This is a genomic window from Peribacillus frigoritolerans, assembly GCF_040250305.1.
Lineage (GTDB): Bacteria > Bacillota > Bacilli > Bacillales > DSM-1321 > Peribacillus.
On sequence record NZ_CP158190.1, the window covers coordinates 4,772,162 to 4,794,251 of the forward strand.

Below are 22,090 nucleotides of genomic sequence, written 5' to 3' on the forward strand. Positions count from 1 at the left end.
AATATAGGAGGATGGGAATATTGAAAAGCAGTAGTTTGGGTTACCCTCGAATCGGGGAAAATCGTGAATGGAAACGTACATTGGAGTCTTACTGGTCCGGTAAAATCGATGAAGCAGAATTTACGGCACAGCTAAAAGCCATCCGTTTAGGCAACTTACAAAAACAGAAGAAGCGAGGCATTGATATTATTCCTGTCAACGACTTCACTTGCTATGATCAAATGCTCGATATGTCCGTCATGTTCGGTCTTGTTCCTGAACGTTATTCAGCCTATGAAAGCGGAAGCGTCCCCCTTTCCGTTTATTATTCAATGGCTCGCGGAAACAATGATGAAGTAGCTTCCGAAATGACGAAATGGTTCAATACGAACTATCACTATATTGTCCCTGAATTAAAGGTGCCACAGCTGACGTTAACAGAAAACAAACCACTTGCAGCATATCGGGAAGCCAAGGAAAACCTAGGGATTGAAACGAAGCCCGTATTGATCGGTCCTTATACTTTCATCTCCCTTTCCAAAGGCTTCAAAAAACAAGATATCCCTGGCATCATCCTGAGCCTGCTTCCCCTATACACGCAAATCCTGCGGGAGTTGGAGCAAGAAGGCGTGAAGTGGGTTCAAATGGACGAACCTTCACTTGTTTCATCGATTTCCAAAGAAGATATGCAAACTGTTACTTACCTCTATGAAAAACTGAATGAAGCAGCACCAAACCTGAACATCATGCTACAAACATACTTTGATGCCGTGGAACATTACCAAGAAGTCATCGAATTACAAGTCCAAGGAATTGGTCTTGATTTTGTACATGACAAAGGAAGGAATCTAAGCAACCTGGAAGCATTCGGCTTCCCGAAGGACAAAGTGCTTGCTGCAGGTGTGATTGACGGAAAAAACATTTGGCTTTCTGATTTATCGAAAAAAATCCAATTGATCGAGACTCTTAAGACAATTGTAGCCGAAGACCAAATCTGGCTTCAGCCCTCTTGTTCCCTGCTTCATGTCCCGGTGACAGTTCGTAATGAAACCGCCCTTTCAAAAGAAGCGAAAGAGGCACTCGCTTTCGCTGATGAGAAACTTGAGGAAATCACACTCTTGGTCAAAGGGAATAATCAAGGCTTTGAAGCAATTGCCGAAAAAGTCGATGCCAATAAATTCACGCTTCAAACGTTAGCAAGTTCAAATGCCCGGAATCACGGAACTGTACAAGCCAATGTCGAAAAGGTTAAAACCAGGACCGCAGCCCGACAGCTTCCATTTAAAGAACGTTACCAAAAACAACAGGAATTTTTCAAATTGCCTTTTCTCCCTTCGACTACGATCGGCAGCTTTCCGCAAACATTTGAAGTTAAACAAGCACGCGGGAAATTCAAAAGAGGAGAATGGACCGCTTCGCAATATGAAATATTCGTTAACGAAGAAATTGGCAGATGGATTGAAATCCAAGAAGAAATCGGTTTGGATGTCCTTGTTCACGGGGAATTCGAACGGACGGATATGGTTGAATACTTCGGCCATAAGTTAGGCGGATTCGTCTTTTTAGAAAAGGGTTGGGTACAATCCTATGGATCCCGCTGTGTGAAACCACCAGTCATCTACGGCGACATCCATTTCATCGAACCGATGACAGTCAGGGAAAGTGTATATGCACAATCACTGACGAAGAAGACGGTAAAGGGAATGCTTACAGGTCCTGTTACGATTTTGAACTGGTCATTTGTCCGTGATGATATTTCCAGGGAGAATGTTTGCTATCAGCTGGCGCTCGCTTTGGAAAAAGAAGTCATTGCATTGGAATCCGCTGGAATCAAAATGATTCAGGTTGATGAGCCTGCACTTAGAGAAGGTCTGCCATTGAAAAGAAGCGATCGCGACGAGTATTTGAACTGGGCTGTGAATTCGTTCTTGATATCCACATCAAGCGTGGAGGATACAACCCAAATTCATACGCATATGTGCTATTGCGACTTCAACAGTTTCATGGATGTCATCTCCTCCCTGGATGCCGATGTAATTTCCATCGAAACATCCCGTAGCCATGGGGAGCTTGCTTCCGCATTCGAGGAAAAAACGTATGAAAAAGGCATTGGTCTGGGTGTGTATGATATTCATAGCCCGCGTGTGCCGGCAGTGGAAGAAATGGTAGATATGATTGAACGTGGGATCAAGGTATTGGATAAAGACCAGTTTTGGATCAATCCCGACTGCGGACTGAAAACAAGGGGTATCCCGGAAACCGTCGCTTCCTTGAAAAACATGGTCGAAGCAGCAAAAATCGTCCGTGAAAACCTTTTAGCAAAAACAACAGGCAAATGATTGAAAAGAACGTTGCCCATCCAATACAGCAGTCCCGGACTTTTTTAACCGACCTTGTTTTTCCACCGGATACAAATCATCACAATACCATCTTTGGCGGTAAAGTAATGGCCTATGTTGATAAAATAGCCTGCATTTCAGCTATGCGCCATTGTCGAAAACCCGTTGTGACTGCTTCAAGCGACTCTTTTGATTTTTTGGCCCCCATCAAGACGGGGGATGCGATCAACCTTGAAGCTTATGTTACCTGTGCCCATCGCACATCAATGGAGGTATTCGTGAAAGTGGAGCGCGAGAACCTATTAACAGGCGAGAAACAGCTTACGGCCCGTGCTTTTTTAACGATGCTGGCCATTGATGAAGACGGTAAGCCGACAAACGTACCACAGGTCATTCCGGAAACCGAAGAGGAAAAGCAGCAATATGTTCAAGCACAAGCAAGATATATTGAAAGAAAGAATAAACGCAACTAAACAAAAACCCCTTCAACATGAATGCTGTTGAAGGGGTTTCTTTCAGTTCCCTGCCCCGCGGTACCTCTTCACTCCCTGATTCCATATGAATACGGATATCACGAAAAAGGCTACCCCAATTACAGGTGTGGCAAATGCATATGCATACCACTCTTCCTTTCTAAGGAAATAAGATGCCGGATAAACACCAACAAACGCGAATGGCAGCACCCATGTTAGGACAAAACGAATGACCTTATTATAAATATCAACAGGATAGCGCCCATAGTTCCCGATATTATACATCATTGGCATGATGGAGGTTTTCGCATCCGACCAGAAACCAATGCTTGCTATCGAAACGAATATGGCTGCATAAGCAAGGGCCCCGCCTATTGCAAAAATGATGAAAAGAATCGGGTCATACCACGCAAGCTGCAGATCCAATGAAATCCCCGAATAGACTATAATGATCAAACCGGTCACAACACCAAATAACGCTTCAAGCTCGATTCTTTCTAAAATGACTTGAAACAGGCTATGTATCGGTCTTGTTAATATCCGGTCCATTTCACCTTTGACGATATAACGGTCATTAAAATCCCAGATGTTGAAAAAGGCTGAAAAAAGGGCGAATGGGATAAGGAAAAATCCATAAATGAATATGATTTCTTCACGGCTCCATCCGCTTAAAAATTGCGTATGTCCAAAAACGACTAAGATAAATACTAGATTCACGACCTGATTCAGCAGGTCAGATAGGATTTCCATGAAGAAATCGGCTCGATATTGCAGTCTTGTTTTCATATATTGACTCACATATTGAAAAAACATCGATACATAAAACATCCCGTCAACCTCCTTGAATAATCAGCTGTTTTTTTGCGACTATCCATAAAAGCTGAATCGGTATTATGAGAATGATGCACCAAATTAACTGCTGTAAAAGCGCCATGCCAATTTCGCCTGAACTGTACCCATTCGTAAAAATCATGCTTGGTACATAGCTGATCCCTTGAAAGGGTAAATATTTCATCACTTCCTGCGCCCATATAGGATAGAAACTGATGGGCAGCAGCAGACCGGAAAATAAATCAATGATAACCCTTTTAGCGCGGATTAATCCGGCATTATTATATAAGAAAAAGGTGGTGATTCCCGTCAATAAGTTGATTTGTGTATTGATGATGAAGCTGAACAGTAAGGAAATGCCGAACATCCCCCACGTAGCCGGCTCGTGCGGCAATTCGATAGGAAAAATGAAAGCTACCAGCAGCATCCCCGGAATCGAGAAGAAGAAGAAACGGAATATCCCTTCCCCAAGCCCTTGCATCGTTTTCATGCCTAAATAGTTATAAGGCCTTATCATTTCAATGGCAACCTTGCCGTCTTTAATCTCAGTGGCGATTTCGCGGTCAATATTATTGAAATAAAAAGCGCGCGCCATCCATGCAACCGCGACATAGGTTGTCATCTGCATGCTTGTAAGTCCTTCGATGGAGCTTTTTTCTCCATATATCGCATTCCATAAGAAATAATAAGCACCGATATTAATGCTATAAATTAAAATGCCGGTATAATAATCCGTTCGATACGCAAGCATCATTAAAAAACGCATGCGGATCATGGCAAGATACTTCCCCATGGCCCTCCCCCTTCTTGATAGACACGTTGTTTCTTAATGATAAGAGAGTCAGACAGTGCCTTCTTCGTAAATATTGCGAACGATCTCTTCAATGGACGTTTCATGGATTTTGATGTCTTTTATTTTAAAATGAGATACGACAGCTGAAACAAGCTGTGAAATATGATCACTTTCTTCTTTCAACAAGGCAATGTAAGTTTGATTTTTCTCATCATAAACCCAGTTAGCGGTAAATGGGAGCGCTAATGATTGTAATTCCTTCAATGCGATCGGCTCGATGAATTGAAAATGGATCTGTTTTTCCTCAGCCCAGTTATTTTTCAAACTCTGCAATTCCCCATCATAGATGATTTGTCCTTCATCAAGCATGATTACACGCTCACATAATGCTTCAATATCTCCTAAATCATGTGTAGTCAAAAGGATTGTCGTATTATATTTCTCATTGATTTCTTTCAGGAACTCACGAATCTTCATTTTCACGAGCACATCAAGTCCAATTGTCGGCTCATCCAGGAACAGCAAAGGCGGATTGTGGATCAAGGCTGCCGCAAGCTCGCAGCGCATTCGCTGACCAAGCGAGAGTTTACGCACTGGTTTGTCCAGCAAAGGGCCGATATCAAGCGTCTTGATGACATGTTCCATATGATCGTCATATTGTTCATCCGTTACCTTATAGACCTTTTTTAACAGCCTAAACGATTCTTGAACCGCAATATCCCACCAAAGCTGTGAGCGCTGACCGAATACGACTCCGATTGTCTGAGTGAACTTTTCCCTTTCTTTATGCGGATTCATGCCATTGACCGTGATTTCACCTGCTGTCGGTTCCAAAATACCTGTCAGCATTTTGATCGTGGTCGATTTCCCTGCACCATTTTCCCCGATATAAGCTACCATCTCACCCTTTTTTACAGTAAAATTGATATCATTGACGGCAGGGACGACCTTATAATTTCTGGTAAGTAAATCCCGGAAGGCACCCTTTAGCCCTGAACGGCTTGATGCCGACTTAAATTCCTTCCGAAGCTGTTTCACTTGAATTGCATCACTCATCCTGTTACATCCTCCGTAATCTCTTGTCCTAATGAATTAGTTTATCCAAACCAACCTTTTTAGACAATAAAAATGCTTGGATGCCATATACCATTTTCAGGGAGGAAATGGCCGTTGTACCAGATACATATATAAAGGAGACCAGTATGCTATGAATATCAAAAAATTATTACTATCCCAAATTGAAAAGGTCGTTTTCGACCTTCGATATGACTTCCTTTATGAAGATGAGTACGGTGAATTATTATGCCAGGTCATCAAAAGGGATTCCAGCGGGTCGATCGAAAGCACACCCATCAGTTTCCACCTTCGCATTAATGAAGAGAAAGGAACCGGGCAGCTAATCTATTACCAAGCCCAGGGCGAAATGAACCGCCAATCCTTCGACATCGAAAACCCTGACACCATCTTGGCCATTCTTACTTTCATAACAGGAGTTATGAAATCCGACTCTATTTCGCAAACAAAATGAAGGCCCGGAACCCTGATGCTTATAGGGCTTCAGCGCTTCCACCAGTGAATGAATCACATTTCCCGGCCTTCGACCCCAGATTTACGGACGGAAAAGTGCTATGATTAAGGGGAAATATGTTTATATATTTAGGAGGTTTTAAGATTGGATTTTAGTAATTCGGAGCTTTTACATAAAGAGGCATTGGAACATATCGTTGGCGGGGTTAACAGCCCATCCCGTTCTTACAAAGCTGTAGGCGGCGGTTCACCTGTTGCGATGGATCATGCCAAAGGTGCTTATTTCTGGGATGTTGATGGCAATAAATATATCGATTACTTAGCTGCATATGGCCCGATCATCACAGGTCATGCGCATCCACATATTACGGAGGCGATCGTTAAAGCAGCAGAAACGGGCGTTTTATACGGCACACCGACCAAACATGAAGTCAAATTTGCCAAAATGTTGAAAGAAGCCATACCATCCATGGATAAAGTCCGCTTCACCAATTCAGGAACCGAGTCCGTCATGTCCACCATCCGCGTTGCCCGCGCTTACACAGGACGAGATAAGATCATCAAGTTTGCAGGCTGTTACCATGGACACTCCGACCTTGTTCTCGTCGCTGCAGGCTCCGGCCCGTCCACTTTAGGTACACCGGACTCTGCCGGCGTTCCCAAAAGCATCGCACAAGAAGTCATCACGGTACCTTTCAATGATATTGAGCCATTTAAAGAAGCACTGGATAAATGGGGCAATGAAATTGCTGGCGTGCTGGTTGAACCGATCGTCGGCAACTTCGGAATCGTGGAACCAAGCCCCGGCTTTTTGGAAGAAGTCATTTCATTATCTCACGAAGCCGGATCACTAGTCATTTTCGACGAGGTCATCACAGCGTTCCGCTTCATGTACGGAGGGGCACAGGACTTTTTGGGAATTCAACCTGATTTGACCGCGCTTGGAAAAATCATCGGGGGCGGGCTTCCTATTGGTGCCTATGGCGGTAAAAAAGAGATCATGGATTCTGTCGCACCGCTGGGACCAGCCTATCAAGCAGGTACGATGGCAGGAAATCCGGCTTCCATGCTTTCCGGGATAGCTTGCTTAGAAGTACTTAAAGAAGAGGGACTGTATGACGAGCTGGACCGGCTGGGGAAAATCCTTGAAGAAGGTATCCTGAAAGCAGCCCGCCAATATAATGTACCGATCACCATCAACCGCCTTAAAGGAGCGTTGACGATCTATTTCACGACAGAAAAAATTGAAAACTATGAGCAGGCGGAAAATACGGATGGCGAAATGTTCGCTAAGTTCTTCAAGCTCATGCTCAACCAGGGAATCAATTTGGCACCGTCCAAATACGAAGCCTGGTTCTTGACGATTGCTCACACGGATGATGATATCGCTTATACTCTAAAAGCGGTTGAACATGCATTCAAAAACCTAATATAATAAATCGAATCAGCATAATTATGCATTTTTTATACACCCTCAGGATGTTCATCAATCTTGAGGGTTTCTTATTTCCCTGTAATAAATCTTTAATATTGGCATTTGAAGCCACTCCTTACAAAAATCCCACCAATTACAGCATCCATTCTATTGTATAAAAAATTGATTTCTGAATATTTAAATGATATGATATGGATACATTTATATACATTTATACACTTTCTTTCAATCTATCAAAACTTGGACTATTGTTCGGGTTTACTAATATTTCCCCCATTAAACACATGCTACAGGAGGTGAAAGGCAGAGAATAAGGGTAACCTTATTCAAGCCACATATATGACCCAACAATGGACACCTGCTACATTCAAAGAATTTCACAAGGAAGAACATGATGCCTGCGGTATCGTGTCCTGCATCGAAAAAAAGAAGATCCCTACTAACGAAAACATCTTTGCCTGTATCGACGCCCTGGTTAAAATGAACCATCGCTGCGGCTTCATCAATGGTGAGGGCGATGGCGCCGGCATCCATATCGATATTCCCCGGGCTCTTTGGAAAAAGAAGCTTGAAGCGGTAAATGTCGATCCAAGCATCGTCGATCAAGATTCCTTCATAGTCGGCCATTTATTTTTAAGCAAAAAAACAGAAGCTAACGACTTAAAAATCGAAGTCAAGGAGAAACTGCTCCAACATGGTCTCTCATTGATATTCGAAACGGATAAAGCCTACCGTTCCGAGGCATTGGGACCGATTGCCATTCAAGAAGACCCAGTGTTCTGGCAATTTGCCTGTTCCTCCACCATCAATAACAACCAGGAGCTTTCAAATGTTCTTTTTGAGCTGACTTCCGACATCGAAAAAAGTGATTTCATCCATGTTGCATCTTTAAGCCAGCATCATGCGGTATACAAAGTGATGGGTGCTGGAGATACACTCCCTGCCTATTATCTTGATCTTGCCGACCCTTTGGCTGCCTCCACCATGACACTGGGGCATAATCGTTTTTCAACTAATACTCTATCAAGCTTCTTCCGGGTCCAGCCTTTCAGTGTACTTGGTCATAATGGTGAAATCAATACCATCGCCAAATTGCGTGATGAAGCGAAAATGATTGGAGTTCCCATCGCTAAAGATGGAAGCGACTCACAGGATTTAAACAAAACGATCGAAACTTTCATCTGCCGTCATGGCTACTCTTTATTTGAAGCTGTCGATCTTATGTTCCCGCCAATCATTAATGAAATCAAGGAATATCCCGAGCACTTACAAGACTTATATACGTATTTAAGGGAAGCATGGGGTCATTTTGCACAAGGTCCGGCAGGCATCATCTCCCGTTTCGGCGATGAAGCCGTGTTCTCAGTCGACTCTTTAGGCTTGCGCCCACTATGGAATATTGAAACGGAATCATCTTATATGTTCACTTCCGAACCAGGAATCATCCCTTCCAGTGAATATACCGGAGATCCGAAACCGATGGGGCCAGGGGAAAAAATCGGTTTGAAATGGAACGGCGACCGTATTGAATTGTACACTTACAAGGATTACCAGGATAAAGTATTTGAACTCTTCAATGATCGTTTCGTCCTTTCCAATGACCGAGTCCGCTTACAGCCCCAAGTGTTTGAAAAGGTTGTCTCCATGACAAATACGCAAGCCATTCATAATGGTCAGTATAAAGCCTTTGGGTGGGAAAGGGAGCATGTCCAATTAGTGGAGCAGATGGCCGAAAAAGGCGCTGAGCCCATTCGTTCACTTGGTCATGATGCGCCACTCGCAGCACTTAATCCCCAACGGACCAACATTGCTGATTTCATTAAGGAAAGTGTGGCCGTTGTAACCAACCCTGCGATCGACCGGGACCGGGAAACCGAGCACTTCTCAACAAGAACGATCATCGGAAAACGTCCTTCCCTTTTCGAAGCGAATAAGGCAGGAAAGGTTACGGAGCTGCTGACTCCCTTATTGATTGAAGGGTCAACGGGTTATGAGTGCTCATCTATCGTATCGCAGCCAAGCTATGATCAGTTCATTAAATATAACCAAGATCAAAAACTCGTGCACTTCATTTCAAGCACGTTCAAAGAGGATGAAAACATCACGGATGCCTTGACCAGGATTACGGATGAAAGTGTCAATGCAGTGGATGAAGGAAAAACGCTGCTCGTTCTGGATGATGCCCTTGCCCATCAAAACGGCAACCTTTGGCTTGATCCCCACCTTGTCACTTCGGCCGTCGATCAAGCGTTGGTCCGCACAGGCAAGCGCCGTGATTGTTCCATCCTTTTACGTTCAGCATCGCTAAGGTCACTGCATGATATCATCGTTTCTTATGGTCTTGGGGCCAACTTAATCAGCCCCTATTATATGTTCCTTTCCTTATCTTCGGATGACCTCAAGGGGGTTACCAATCTATATAACTCCTTGACGAAAGGTCTTGAGAAAGTCATCTCCACCATTGGCATTCATGAGCTGCGCGGTTATGGAAGACTTTTCTCAAGCATCGGTTTACATGAGGAAATCGCGAAATATTTAAATGTGGCTAACTTCTTTGGATCCAATGATCTGGACTATAATTTTGATAAAATCAAGGCAGATGCTATCCAGCGCGCAGAAGATTACGGCAATGAAAAAGAACGGATGGGTAAAACCTTCCATCTGTTCCCAAGGATTTGGAAGTCTATCGGGGAAGTTGCTTCAACCGGGGACTATGATGCTTATCGCGAAAAGATCACCGAACAGGAAGAATCCAATCCTACGACGATCCGCCACTTGACATCTTTAAAAACTTCAGATGCTTCCATCCCTTCTGAAGAAGTCAGTCTTTCGGTCGGCGAACAGGAATTGCCGTTCGTCATAGCCTCCATGTCTTTTGGGTCACAAAATGAGATTGCTTTCCGGGCCTATGCAGAAGCTGCCGAGAGGTTAGGCATGATCAGCATGAATGGTGAAGGCGGGGAAATAAAGGATATGCTTGGCAAGTACCCGAAATCCCGCGGACAGCAAATCGCTTCCGGCCGTTTCGGTGTCAATGCAGAACTATTGAACTCTTCAAATCTATTGGAAATTAAAATTGGGCAAGGGGCAAAACCTGGTGAAGGCGGTCACCTTCCAGGTTCCAAGGTCACAGCGAAAATCGCAGAAGCCCGAAATGCAACAATCGGTTCCGATTTGATCTCCCCTTCCAATAATCATGATATATACTCAATTGAAGATTTGGCCCAAATGATCCATGAGCTAAAAACGGCAAACGACAAGGCAAAAGTTGCCGTCAAAGTACCAGTCGTTCCAAACATTGGTACGATTGCTGTCGGCGTCGCAAAAGCGGGGGCCGATATCATAACGCTTTCCGGTTTTGATGGCGGAACGGGTGCTGCCAGGATCCATGCACTCGCACATGTCGGTCTGCCAGTAGAGATAGGTGTGAAAGCCGCCCATAATGCGCTGCTTGAGTCAGGTATCAGACAGAATGTTGAAATTTGGGCAGACGGTGGGTTAAAAAGCTCAATGGATGTATTGAAGGTAATGCTGCTTGGTGCAAACCGTGTAGGTTTTGGAACCCTTTCGATGATTGCCGTCGGCTGTACAACGTGCCGCGGATGTCATCTTGATACTTGCCATGTGGGCATCGCCACACAAATTGAATCGGAAGCACAGGCGAAGGAACACGGGCTGCGCCGTTTTGTTCCACGAAAATTTGATTTAGCCGTTCAGGGATTAACGAATATGTTCAGTGCATTTGCAAAAGAACTCAAATCTTTGACCGGATCACTTGGGGTGAAGAATCTTCAGGATATCGTCGGACGTTCTGATTTACTGCAGCAAGTTAAAGGTCAACAATCATTGGATTTAACCTATTTATTGAAAAACTTGGATATAACACCGTTCTCACATAAGGAAACTGCGGCGTATTTGAATGAAGGCTCCATGCAGGTAGCCGTTGGCGCTGAATATCTAGATTCGCATGTAGATGATCTGCAGCAATCCCGTAGCTATAGCTCGATCACTTCCGAGCAGCGTGTACTCGGCAGCAGGGTGTCCTGTCACCGCGTTAGGGGCAGATTGGACGGATCATACAAAAAACTTCCCCCCGTCCACCTATCCTACCAGGATGGTTCCATCCCGGGTAATGGACTCGGGGCATACAATACGGAGGGAATTTCAATCAGCGTGAATGGCGGTGCCCAGGATGGTATCGGCAAAACATCGATTGGCGGTAATATTGCCATCTTTAAATCTCCAGGAAAAGATGGAAAGTTCTACAATGGCTCTGTAGGCAAGGGATTTGGTTACGGTGCACAGCATGGTCTTCTCATTGCCCAAGGTGATGCCGATGCCAGGGCAGGAATCCGGCTTTCCGGAGCGGATATGATCATTGGAGGATTATTGAAACAACCGCTTCCTAAAAAGGAAACCGGCAATATTGCGGTAACTTCCAATATTAAGGGATTCGCTTTTGAATACATGACAAATGGAAGAGGTTTGGTTCTGGGAGATCCCGGTCCATGGATTTGCGCAGGGATGACAGGCGGTGTCGTTTATTTACGGCAACAGCCTGAATCTGGATTAACCAAAGAGGTCATTAAGAAGCGGGTTGCGAAAGGTGCAAAGATTTCCATTGAGCCCCTATCCGGAAGAGGCCTGCAGGATGTGGCCGAACTTCTGGGCAAATACACGGCCCTCTTGAAAGATCATGGCCAAACCGAAGAAGCGGCCTCTTTAGAGGCCCTGCTACAAAATCCTGAAGAGCACTTCCTTCAGGTCGTTCCAGTTAAAGAACAGGCGGATCCTGCTGTTTCCACGGAGTGATGCCGAAAATATATATTAATAAAGGCTGATGCTCTTTAATGCGAGCATCAGCCTTTTCCAGTCATATACCTCTGGAATGTCTTCAAACGATGGAAAAATAAACTTGAAAGCAATCAAGAAATTGCCTATCGTTTCTTTATATATTAAACTTGATTTTAACTATTGTAACTCTTAGGAAAATCCTGTATATTACTTTTTGTTTACATCTTCTTATTTTAGTGTAAAGTACTAACAAATAAGTTAGAATACAACTTTAAGCAAAAGCCTATATATAAATAGAGCCACTTATCCATTACAATACAAAGAAAGGATTAACCCATATATGAAGTTTGGTGCCCGCATTCTCAAAACAGGAATAGCAATCGTTTTAGCGCTTTATCTCTCGGAACTGCTTAACCTTCCTGCTCCTGTCCTTTCTGGGATTGCTGCAATTTTTGCAATACAGCCGACCATTTACCGTTCATATCAAACGGTGCTGGAGCAAATTCAAGGAAATATCATTGGCGCATTGGTTGCTGTCTCCTTCGTTTTGTTGTTCGGAAATGATATTTTTATGATCGGTCTTGCCGTAATGGTTGTCATAACCATCAATTTAAAATTGAAAATGGATAAAACGATCGTCCTTTCCATCGTGACGGTCATCGCCATCATGGAAAGCCAGGACGGGGAATTCCTGAATTTTGCCTTTATTCGTCTCTCATCCGTTTTGCTTGGAATCGTTTCTTCGTTTATCGTGAATCTAGTTTTCATTCCTCCAAAATATGAAGCAAAGCTTTATACACGCATTACAGATGTAACCGAAGACATCTTGAAATGGATTAGAATCAGCACAAGACATGCTACTGAACACACTTTATTAAAAAAAGACATCAGCCGATTGAAGGCGGAGTTACTCGATCTGGAACATATCTATTCCATGTACAAAGAGGAACGGGAATATTTCAAGAAAAACAGTGTAGCTAAAGCAAGAAAGCTTGTCGTTTATCGGCAAATGATCATAACGACAAAAAAAGCGTTTGAAACCTTGAAGAGAATTCATAAGTTCGAGAATGAAGTATATCAAATGCCTGAGGATTTCCAACGGAGCATCTTACAGCAGCTTGATTCCTTGATCCGCAAGCATGAACAGTTGATATTACTGCATATCGAAAAAATCAAGTCCATCGAGGAGATTGAAGATTGGGACCAGGATTGTTTAAGTCGTAAAGAGCTGCTCGCCCACTTTTTCGAACAGCAGAATCAAGTGGACGAAATGCATGATAATCTGGGCCATCTCTCTGCCCGCCTTGTACCATTGATTTCTGCGGTCATAGAATATGACGAGCAATTGGAACATCTTGAAAAGCTGATTGTCAGCTTCCAGTCCTTCCATAAGGAAGATAACGAAATATCTGTCCACTATGAAGAAGATTAAAAAAGACGGTTCCCAGGAACCGTCTTTTTTCGTCTCTATTTAGAGCATGCCCCTCATTCAATCATCCAAAAGGTTCTTATCTGCCGCCTTTTCAATCGTATCCAATTTCTTCAAAAGATCCTGCAGCTCATCTTCTGAGAATGAATTGAAGTTCTTGCCCATCAATTGGTTATGCTCCGCAAGGACTCTCCCCAAAATCGCTTCCCCTGCCTCTTTCAATTCAAGGTTGATGACCCTGCGATCCTTATCAGAAGGCTGCCTTTTTACATAATCCATTTCGACCAACTTATCTACAAATACGGTAATCGCACTTGGCTTAACGGTTAAGAAGTCAGCCAGCTGGGTCGATTTGATTGACCCCTCTTTTTTCAATATCAATAATATGAAAAACTGAGGCGATGTTAATCCATAAGGCTGAAGATTTTTTGCTACGATGGCCCTAAGCTTCTTCCTAATCCGAAAAATCTGCATTTCTATACTATTAGTTACTTCCCATTTAAATTCCAGCCTTCTCACTCCTTATATAGGACAATCCTACCTCTTAAATTTAATTAAACGGCATTCCAATGTCAACTTTACTTTCCATATATCCTTAAAACTAAAAAAAATTCAAATTTTTACTATTTCACTGTATTTATTTCCCACTATTATTCCGAATAAATTACATGACAAAAAATAATTAAACTGGTAAACTCTTTACTTAATAATATTAATACTTATAAAAGTTAATATTTATTTAATTTAACAAATAAACATCAGAATAGGGGGCGTTGTCATTTCTAGCTTATGAACAGTATCGAAAAAAGAAATACATCATCAATATTTTTTGGAGGCGAAACAAGTGAATAGAGGACGTTTAGTTTTAATCAATGTCATTGGTTTGGTTATTATCATAGCGGTATTGGCCGGTGGGGCTTATTACTATTATGAAAGCACGAATTTCATTAAAACGGATGAAGCGAAAGTGTCGGGAGAGCTATATACCATCGTTGCCCCCGCTGCCGGTAAACTAGCAGATTGGGACTTACATGAAGGAGACAGTGTAAGTAAGGATGACAAAGTTGCCAATGTAACCACCTTAGACGGAAAAGAAGCGGTAAAAACCGCAGCACAAGGTACTATCGTTAAAACACAAGTGCATGATGAGCAGCTTGTTCAAGCGGGTCAAACGCTGGCTCAAACCATCAATATGGATGACCTGTCCATTACGGCTAATATTGAAGAAAATAAATTGAAGGATATCGAAAAAGGTGACAGCGTCGATATTATCATCGATGGAGATCCCGATACTGTCTTCGAAGGTACATTGGAACAGATCGGTTATGCTACAACGTCTGTCTTTTCAGTGATGGGCAATCAAAACAGCAGCGGAAATTATACAAAAGTTACCCAAAAAGTACCAGTTAAAATTTCCATCAAAGCACCATCCGATAAAGTTCTGCCTGGAATGAACGCAGAAGTGAAAATTTCAACTAAATAAAATGGCTACATAGTTATACAGAAAGGAGGCTTTTCTTTAAATGGCTTCTCAAACCATCACAGTAAATGAAAACAAGGGAATGAAGCAGTTTGCCCCCATGTTAATTATCTTAATGCTAGGTTTGTTCATGGTCATTTTGAATCAAACCCTGCTTAGTGTCGCCATGCCCAGGATGATGGCAGAATTCAATGTAGCTGCGACTACGATTCAATGGTTATCAACTGGATTCATGCTCGTGAATGGAGCCTTGATCCCACTGTCCGCTTTTTTAATAGAACGGTTTGGCACGCGCATTTTATTCCTTGCTGCCATGTTTTTATTCACCGTCGGGACATTCATCTGCGGCATCGCACCAAATTTCCCCGTCATCCTTACAGGTCGGCTGATACAGGCGGCTGGCGGCGGAATCCTGCAGCCATTGGTCATGACGATCATTCTTTTCATCTTCCCTCCGGAAATGCGCGGGAAAGGAATGGGAATCTTTGGACTTGCCATTATGTTTGCCCCTGCAATAGGCCCGACTTTATCTGGTTGGGTCATTCAGGAATATAGCTGGCGGGTTATGTTCTACGCAATGGTGCCATTAGGCATGATAGTCATGACACTCGCCTTTTTAAGTATGCGTAATGTAGCAGAACCAAAGAAAATCAAATTGGATTTGTTGGGTGCGTCTCTATCCTTGCTAGGTGTTGCATCATTACTATACGGTGTCAGTGAAGCTGGTTCCAAAGGCTGGACGGATCCCATCGTTCTGGGAACGATCATCATTGGGCTGATCCTTTTGACGCTTTTTGTGGTTCAACAGCTAAAATCGGAAACACCTATGCTCGACTTCCGTGTATTTAAGTATGACATGTTCGTATTATCGAATATCATTTCCGCCATCGTCACAGTGGCCATGTTTACCGGGATATTCTTATTGCCTATATATTTGCAGACTTTAAGAGGCTTCACACCAGTTCAATCGGGCCTATTGATGCTACCCGGAGCCCTTGTGATGATGGTGATGTCACCCATTTCAGGAGCATTATTTGACAAAATCGGCCCCCGGCCATTAGCACTTCTTGGTTTAGCGATTACTGCCGTCACAACCTTCGAATTCGCTAAATTGACTACGGAAACTACCTATTCGACTTTGGTCATCATCTATGCAATCCGCTCACTTGGAATGTCTTTACTGATGATGCCGATCATGACTGCTGGGATGAATCAGCTTCCTAAGCATTTGAATACACATGGTACGGCAATGAGCAATACGCTTAAACAAGTGACCGGAGCCATTGGTACGAGCTTCGTGACGACCATTTATACAACCCGTGCATCTTTCCATGGAACTGCTTTAGGAACGGAAATGAGTACGAGTGATCCCGGTTTTGTTCAGAATTTCCAAACAATCGTTCAATCCATCATGGGTTCGATGAATCAAACTAGTGAACAGGCACAGGAAACTGCCATGTCGCTGATTTCTTCACAAATCCAGGGTCAAGCAAATGTGATGGGAATCAATGATGCATTCTTTTGGGCAACAGGCTTCGCAATTGCCGGTATCGTTCTTTCCCTCTTTTTGCGTGACGTTCGGAAGGACAAAGCAATGAAAAAAGCTAAACAAGAACATTTGGATGTACCTTTGCTTCCTTCACCAGTAAAAAAATCGGTTTAATTAAATGGGGGAATAAAAATGAAGATCTATGTTGTTTACGACAGTGAAGGCAACCATACGAAAGCACTTGCCGAATCAATAGCTCAAGGGGCCGCCGCGGTCCCTGGCGCTGAGGTTCTCATTGACCATGTGAACGAGGCGGATGTTTATAAGCTCCAAGAAATGGATGCCATCATTTGGGGCTGTCCCGGTCATTTCGGCACCATCAGTTCGAGTTTGAAAACATGGATCGATAAACTTGGGTATCTATGGGCGGAAGGTGCGCTGATCAATAAAGTGGGTGCTGTGTTCTGTACGACGGCCACCGTACATGGCGGACTCGAGGCTACCATGCTGAACTTAATCACCCCTATGCTTCATCAAGGCATGATCATTGTCGGCTTGCCCGGCACTGTCCCGGAAAACGCCTTATATGGCTCCTACTATGGAGTAGGAATAAGCTGTCCGCCCGGTGTGGATGACAACATCACCAAAAATGACTTGCAGCTTGGAGAAGCATTAGGAAAACGGGTAGCCCATGTCACCCGTTCATTCATAAACGAGCTCTAGGAGGCTTGATTCAATGGGCATAATTCTAATTATCATCGTTGCCATATTAGCGGTTACGGGCTTGATCACATACAATATCAAAGCCTTATCGCCTGAAGGTAAGCCGCCGCCAGCGGAGGAAGAGAACTCGTTGGAAGAGTCCGCTTTCGCTTCGGCTGATGATTCCATTACCGAAATCATCTCCCCAACAGACAATGATGAGTTGAAAATGAAAGATCAGGATTATCGTTTGGCACTTTCCAAGCTTCACAATCAAAAGCCAAATGATGAGCCAACTGCAGAAAAAAAGCCTAATCTTCGAAAAATGAAAGACGAGGAATACCGTGGTACATTGGAAGACTTCCGGCAAAATGGCGATTGAAGCACCTCACCCCATTCGGCATATTCGCCTTTTTGGGGGTTTTCAATTACTTTGGGTGAAAGGAACATCTCCTGCCTCTCACACCGCCTTTAGCTTAAAGATAGACCTGCAGGCTTAACTTATTTTTCTGGTTGACAAATATTCACAAAGACTTTAAGCTAAGGTAATGCAACACAAACATTTTTTTAAACTCAGCTTTTGTTGAGAGACGGAATTTTAAAAGGATTTCCTTTTTTCGTTCGTCACTTGCCTTTTTGGCAGGTGGCGATTTTTATTTTTACAGGGGTGAAAAACATGCAACTTTTGAAGTATTCCATAATGGTCTTAATCGGTTCGATCTCATATGGCACATTATCAACCATGATGAAGTTTGGATTCATGGATGGCCATTCATCCGGAGAACTGGTCGGCAGTCAATACCTCGTCGGTTGGCTGATTGTCTCCGTGTTATTTCTTTTTTCGTTTAAATATAAAGTTTCATGGAAGAGTGCCGGATTACTTTTAATCACGGGCATGATGTCCACTTTCGTCGGAAAGGCATATGCCGTTTCCGTATCCGAGCTTCCCGCTTCGATTGCCGTTGTCTTTTTATTTCAATTTACCTGGATAGGCGTCCTCATTGAAAGTTTCATAAATAAAAGACGCCCGGATAAAAATAAACTCATTGCCATTTTCGTTCTCTTCATCGGGACATTATTGGCAGGCGCGATCTTTGGTCAGCCTCTATCCGGCCTAAGCCTAAAAGGCGTATTGTTCGGTCTAGTGTCAGCCTTGCTATTTGCGCTATATATGTATTGCAACTCTCAATTCGCAGTTGGGGAATCTTCAATGAAACGGCTGTTTTTCATTGCAACGGGTGGTATGCTGACTGCTGTATTCACAACTAACCCCGTCACACTTGTGACGAATCTTGTCCAAACGAACCTATGGTACTACGGTCTGCTGCTCGGCACATTGGGTGTTTTAGTTCCTTTCTTTTTCTTTGCTGTCAGTTTACCGAAAGTGGGTGTCGGGCTTGGAACGATTCTTTGTGCTGCGGAACTGCCTTCAGCGATGATCGTTTCCGTCATCTTCTTGAATGAACAGGTTACGTCACTGCAATGGTTCGGGATGTGCTTGATCATCGTCGGCATCGCCTTGCCTGAGGGAATAAAGCATCTGCCGCATTTCCTTCCTGGAAAAAAAACGCTGCATGAAAAAAGGATTTCATAACGTGCATGCACAAGTAAGACCATTCCCGTTAGCGGAATGGTCTTCTTTTGTATATTGTTTTTCCTATTCTTCTTAAGAATCCAATTGTTGTACTTGAAATAGGTTATAGTAATGCCCTTGCTTTTTCATAAGTTCTTCGTGTGTTCCCATTTCCGCAATTTCCCCATTATCGATATGAACGATCCGATCGGCATGGGTGATCGTTGATAACCGATGGGCCACGATAATGGTGGTCCGGTCTTTCGCTAAAATATCCAGCGCCTCCTGGATATAGTGTTCACTTTCCAAATCCAATGCGGATGTGGCTTCATCGAGAACAAGGATTGGCGGGTTTTTCAAAAATACCCTCGCAATGGCCACCCGTTGCTTTTGGCCTCCGGATAATTTAACTCCCCGCTCCCCGACTTTCGTTTCATATCCTTCTTTCAGACCCATGATGAATTCATGGGCATTCGCCGCCTTAGCCGCTTCAAATACTTCTTCGTCACTTGCATCAGGTCGTCCCATAAGGATGTTGGCCTTAACCGATTCACTAAATAGGATATTATCCTGTAGAACCATTCCTATTTTATCTCTTAGGCTGCGGACTTGATACTTACGGATATCCGTCCCATCCAATAATACCCTTCCCTCCGTCACATCATAGAAACGGGAAATCAAACTGACGATCGAGGATTTCCCGCCGCCGCTCATCCCGACAAGTGCAATGGTTTCCCCTGGTTTGACATCCAAGTTTATATGTTTCAAAACGGGTGCCTCTTTCTCGTCATAAGCAAAGGATACATCCTGAAAGGTTATTCGGCCTTCCACTTGCTTCAGCTCTTTCGCCCCTGGCTGGTCATCGATATCATACTTCTCATCCACAAACTCAAAAACCCGGTCCATGGATGCCAATGTCTGAGTCATTGTCGTCGAAGAGTTAACTAAACGTCTGAGGGGATTATAAAGCCGGTCAATGAAACCGACGAAGGCAACCATGGTACCCAATGACAATTGTTCATGAATGACCTGATAACCGGCAAATCCTATCACGAGCAAGGGGGCAATATCCGTGATCGTATTCACGACGGCAAATGACTTGGCATTCCAGCTTGTATGCTTTAGGGCCTTATCGAGGAAATTCTTGTTTTGCTTCGCAAACAATTCCTGTTCCCTGTCTTCTATCGCAAAGCTTTTGATGACTGACATCCCTGAAACCCGTTCATGAAGGTGACTCTGTACATCAGCTAACGCTTGGGACCGAATCCTTGTATAAGTTCTCAGCTTGCCAAAGAAATGCTTGATCGAAAATGCGTAAAATGGAAGCATGATGATCGATACAATGGTTAACTTCACGTCCATCGTAAACATGATGACTATTACTATGATGATCGTTGCGATATCGAGCCAAAGGTTCATCAAACCCGTGATGACAAAGTTCTTCGTTTGTTCCACATCCGTGATCATCCTCGAAATGACCTCGCCAACCCTTGTATTGGAATAATATTTAAAACTCAGTTTCTGTATATGAGTAAATAAATCATTACGAATATCATATAAGATTTTCGTTCCGGTCCATTGAGCGAAATATTGTCTGTAATACTCAATCGGCGGTCTAACTGCAACGAAAATGAAAATCATGATGGCCATTGCCCATAAAAGGCGTTCGGACTTCACGGCTTTGGACAGGTCACCATTTCCGATGATGTCATCCACTATATACTTACTGAGCAATGGAAGTAAAAGCGGAATCGCGAACTTTAGCAATCCAATCAGTACCGTCCCAATTATCTGCCATTTATATGGTTTGACGAATTGCAAATATCTCTTAATGCTCCCCACGGAATACCTCCTTTTCTGAATCATTAAATCCAAATGAAAAAAGTCCATACCAGTCAATTTGGAATCTTATATGCACTGTTCAATTATATTTTCCTTTTCGATGATTAAGTATCAAAAGGATTTCATTCACTAACTTTCAAACACATTTAAAGGAGGTTTAAAGGTTCCTGCATCGTGATAGATTGAAACAGTTGGTAGATACGTTACACAATGAAAAAGCCTGCCAATTAAGCAGCAGGCCTTTTCTATCATCGATAGGTTAAAAAGCGTTCATACCAACTATCAATAAACTCTGCGGAGAATGGTCCTTTTCGCTGGCGTATCATATAAATCAAATAGTCTACGTTCTGTTTCAATATTGAATCGATGGCATCCGGGTAATTCATTTCTTTCCGATGCCTTTCATATTCATCCTCATCCAGCAAATTAAACGTCATATCTGGGAATACTTTAATGTCCAGGTCATAATCAATGTATTTCAATGCTCCCGAATCGTATGTGAACGGCGAACTGATATTGCAATAATAATAAACCCCGTCCTCTCTCAACATACCAATAACATTAAACCAATACTTTGAATGAAAATAGCAAATCGCCGGCTCTCTCGTAATCCAGGTCCTTCCATCTGATTCCGTTACCATAGTACGGTCATTCGCTGCTATCACCAGATTTTGGGTCCCTTTTAAAACGGTTGTCTCTTCCCAGATACGATGGATATGTCCATTATGTTTATAGCTATGGATTTGGATTTTTCCTCCTTCGGCAGGAACAATCCCCATTTATCTCTCCCTACTTTCTATAGACACCCTGACAGCGTACTGTGCCCTATTCCGTTTGCAGTTGTTGTGTGTATTTAAAATATATACTTTTTTCCATTTACCCTATATTCCTATATTATAGCGATTTATTCATAAATTTAAAACAAAAGTGGCTAATCTCCCAGTGAAAATGTGTAAATAAGTCGAAAAAGTCTGACCATCCACCCATTTTAACTAAGAAATTAGCCGGTTATTTATCGTATGGCAGCCTGTCCTTGCTGAAAATAACGGATGACTTCTTCCGTTTGCTTCTCGAACATATCATGGATACTTTTCAATTCCTGCTTTTTGAGTTGAATCTCTTCCTGAATGGTGACCGCTTCACTTTCCTCTTCCAGTGCAAGGAGTTGCTTCTCTATATCTTGGCATCTTTCGATTTCGGATTGTAAAAGTAAAAGCTTATCCATCGTTTTCAACTGGTTGTTTATAAGCCGGTTAAATTCCTCCATGAATGCACCTTCCTAATCTGTATTTTTTCTATAGTATGTATATTCTATTTTTATCCTTTTTTTCCTTTGACATAAAATGTAAACACGACGAAACATTTGTCGAATCCAATGAAAGGCAAAAAAAAGCACCCTTCAAA

The 22,090-nt window shown here is 43.0% G+C and carries 18 protein-coding genes; 11 read left to right on the forward strand and 7 right to left on the reverse strand.

Annotated features, from left to right (window positions below; all coding sequences use genetic code 11):
- The first annotated feature begins 11 nt into the window (after positions 1–11).
- Together metE and ABOA58_RS23550 are read left to right on the forward strand one after the other, a co-directional pair.
- Complete coding sequence (gene metE / locus ABOA58_RS23545) at positions 12–2,318, forward strand: 5-methyltetrahydropteroyltriglutamate--homocysteine S-methyltransferase (RefSeq protein ID WP_350300250.1); 2,307 nt, start codon at positions 12–14, stop codon at positions 2,316–2,318.
- Positions 2,315–2,791: an acyl-CoA thioesterase gene (locus ABOA58_RS23550; protein WP_350300251.1), complete on the forward strand. Its 477-nt coding sequence runs from the start codon at positions 2,315–2,317 to the stop codon at positions 2,789–2,791. The genes metE and ABOA58_RS23550 overlap by 4 nt, the downstream gene beginning before the upstream one ends.
- A 42-nt stretch (positions 2,792–2,833) precedes the next feature.
- Here the strand turns inward: ABOA58_RS23550 and ABOA58_RS23555 are convergent, their stop codons facing one another.
- Genes ABOA58_RS23555 through ABOA58_RS23565 form a run of 3 tightly spaced genes read right to left on the reverse strand, consistent with a single transcriptional unit; the run spans position 2,834 to position 5,471 of the window.
- A complete protein-coding gene (locus tag ABOA58_RS23555; protein WP_350300252.1) occupies positions 2,834–3,619 on the reverse strand; it encodes an ABC transporter permease in 786 nt (261 codons plus the stop codon).
- A gap of 4 nt (positions 3,620–3,623) precedes the next feature.
- Positions 3,624–4,415: an ABC transporter permease gene (locus tag ABOA58_RS23560; protein WP_350300253.1), complete on the reverse strand. Its 792-nt coding sequence runs from the start codon at positions 4,413–4,415 to the stop codon at positions 3,624–3,626.
- Positions 4,416–4,463: 48 nt separating this feature from the next.
- On the reverse strand, positions 4,464–5,471 hold the full coding sequence (locus ABOA58_RS23565; RefSeq protein WP_350300254.1) for an ABC transporter ATP-binding protein: 1,008 nt from the start codon (positions 5,469–5,471) through the stop codon (positions 4,464–4,466).
- A gap of 151 nt (positions 5,472–5,622) precedes the next feature.
- Here ABOA58_RS23565 and ABOA58_RS23570 point away from each other — a divergent pair, with 151 nt between their 5' ends.
- From ABOA58_RS23570 to ABOA58_RS23585, 4 genes are all read left to right on the forward strand, one after another.
- Complete coding sequence (locus ABOA58_RS23570) at positions 5,623–5,943, forward strand: hypothetical protein (protein WP_350300255.1); 321 nt, start codon at positions 5,623–5,625, stop codon at positions 5,941–5,943.
- A 144-nt stretch (positions 5,944–6,087) separates the two neighbouring features.
- Entirely contained in the window at positions 6,088–7,377 is a 1,290-nt protein-coding gene (locus tag ABOA58_RS23575) for a glutamate-1-semialdehyde 2,1-aminomutase (protein WP_350300256.1), read from the forward strand.
- A 339-nt stretch (positions 7,378–7,716) separates the two neighbouring features.
- Complete coding sequence (locus tag ABOA58_RS23580; protein WP_350300257.1) at positions 7,717–12,189, forward strand: glutamate synthase-related protein; 4,473 nt, start codon at positions 7,717–7,719, stop codon at positions 12,187–12,189.
- A 322-nt stretch (positions 12,190–12,511) separates the two neighbouring features.
- The gene (locus tag ABOA58_RS23585) at positions 12,512–13,603 is read left to right on the forward strand and encodes an FUSC family protein (RefSeq protein ID WP_214923327.1); all 1,092 of its coding nucleotides are present in this window, start codon (positions 12,512–12,514) and stop codon (positions 13,601–13,603) included.
- Positions 13,604–13,660: 57 nt separating this feature from the next.
- On the opposite strand, the gene ABOA58_RS23590 is transcribed toward ABOA58_RS23585, so the two are convergent.
- Entirely contained in the window at positions 13,661–14,119 is a 459-nt protein-coding gene (locus tag ABOA58_RS23590; protein WP_214747548.1) for a MarR family winged helix-turn-helix transcriptional regulator, read from the reverse strand.
- 325 nt (positions 14,120–14,444) lie between these two features.
- On the opposite strand from ABOA58_RS23590, the gene ABOA58_RS23595 reads away from it, so the two are divergent.
- The 5 genes from ABOA58_RS23595 to ABOA58_RS23615 all read left to right on the forward strand — a co-directional run bounded on the left by ABOA58_RS23595 (position 14,445) and on the right by ABOA58_RS23615 (position 18,865).
- A complete protein-coding gene (locus tag ABOA58_RS23595) occupies positions 14,445–15,083 on the forward strand; it encodes an HlyD family efflux transporter periplasmic adaptor subunit (protein WP_350300258.1) in 639 nt (212 codons plus the stop codon).
- Positions 15,084–15,123: 40 nt separating this feature from the next.
- Positions 15,124–16,743 (forward strand): DHA2 family efflux MFS transporter permease subunit, encoded by a 1,620-nt coding sequence (locus ABOA58_RS23600; protein WP_350300259.1) that lies wholly within the window; start codon positions 15,124–15,126, stop codon positions 16,741–16,743.
- 18 nt (positions 16,744–16,761) lie between these two features.
- Positions 16,762–17,292 (forward strand): NAD(P)H-dependent oxidoreductase, encoded by a 531-nt coding sequence (locus ABOA58_RS23605; protein WP_063234827.1) that lies wholly within the window; start codon positions 16,762–16,764, stop codon positions 17,290–17,292.
- A 13-nt stretch (positions 17,293–17,305) separates the two neighbouring features.
- Entirely contained in the window at positions 17,306–17,653 is a 348-nt protein-coding gene (locus ABOA58_RS23610; RefSeq protein WP_350300260.1) for a hypothetical protein, read from the forward strand.
- Positions 17,654–17,947: 294 nt separating this feature from the next.
- Entirely contained in the window at positions 17,948–18,865 is a 918-nt protein-coding gene (locus tag ABOA58_RS23615) for an EamA family transporter (protein ID WP_350300261.1), read from the forward strand.
- 72 nt (positions 18,866–18,937) lie between these two features.
- On the opposite strand, the gene ABOA58_RS23620 is transcribed toward ABOA58_RS23615, so the two are convergent.
- From ABOA58_RS23620 to ABOA58_RS23630, 3 genes are all read right to left on the reverse strand, one after another.
- Positions 18,938–20,686, reverse strand: a complete 1,749-nt coding sequence (locus tag ABOA58_RS23620) for an ABC transporter ATP-binding protein (protein WP_350300262.1) — start codon at positions 20,684–20,686, stop codon at positions 18,938–18,940.
- 248 nt (positions 20,687–20,934) lie between these two features.
- Positions 20,935–21,465, reverse strand: coding sequence for a nucleoside tri-diphosphate phosphatase (ntdP, locus tag ABOA58_RS23625; protein WP_048685440.1), 531 nt, complete (start codon positions 21,463–21,465; stop codon positions 20,935–20,937).
- A gap of 233 nt (positions 21,466–21,698) precedes the next feature.
- Positions 21,699–21,953: a YgaB family protein gene (locus ABOA58_RS23630; protein WP_063577340.1), complete on the reverse strand. Its 255-nt coding sequence runs from the start codon at positions 21,951–21,953 to the stop codon at positions 21,699–21,701.
- Positions 21,954–22,090 lie beyond the last annotated feature (137 nt).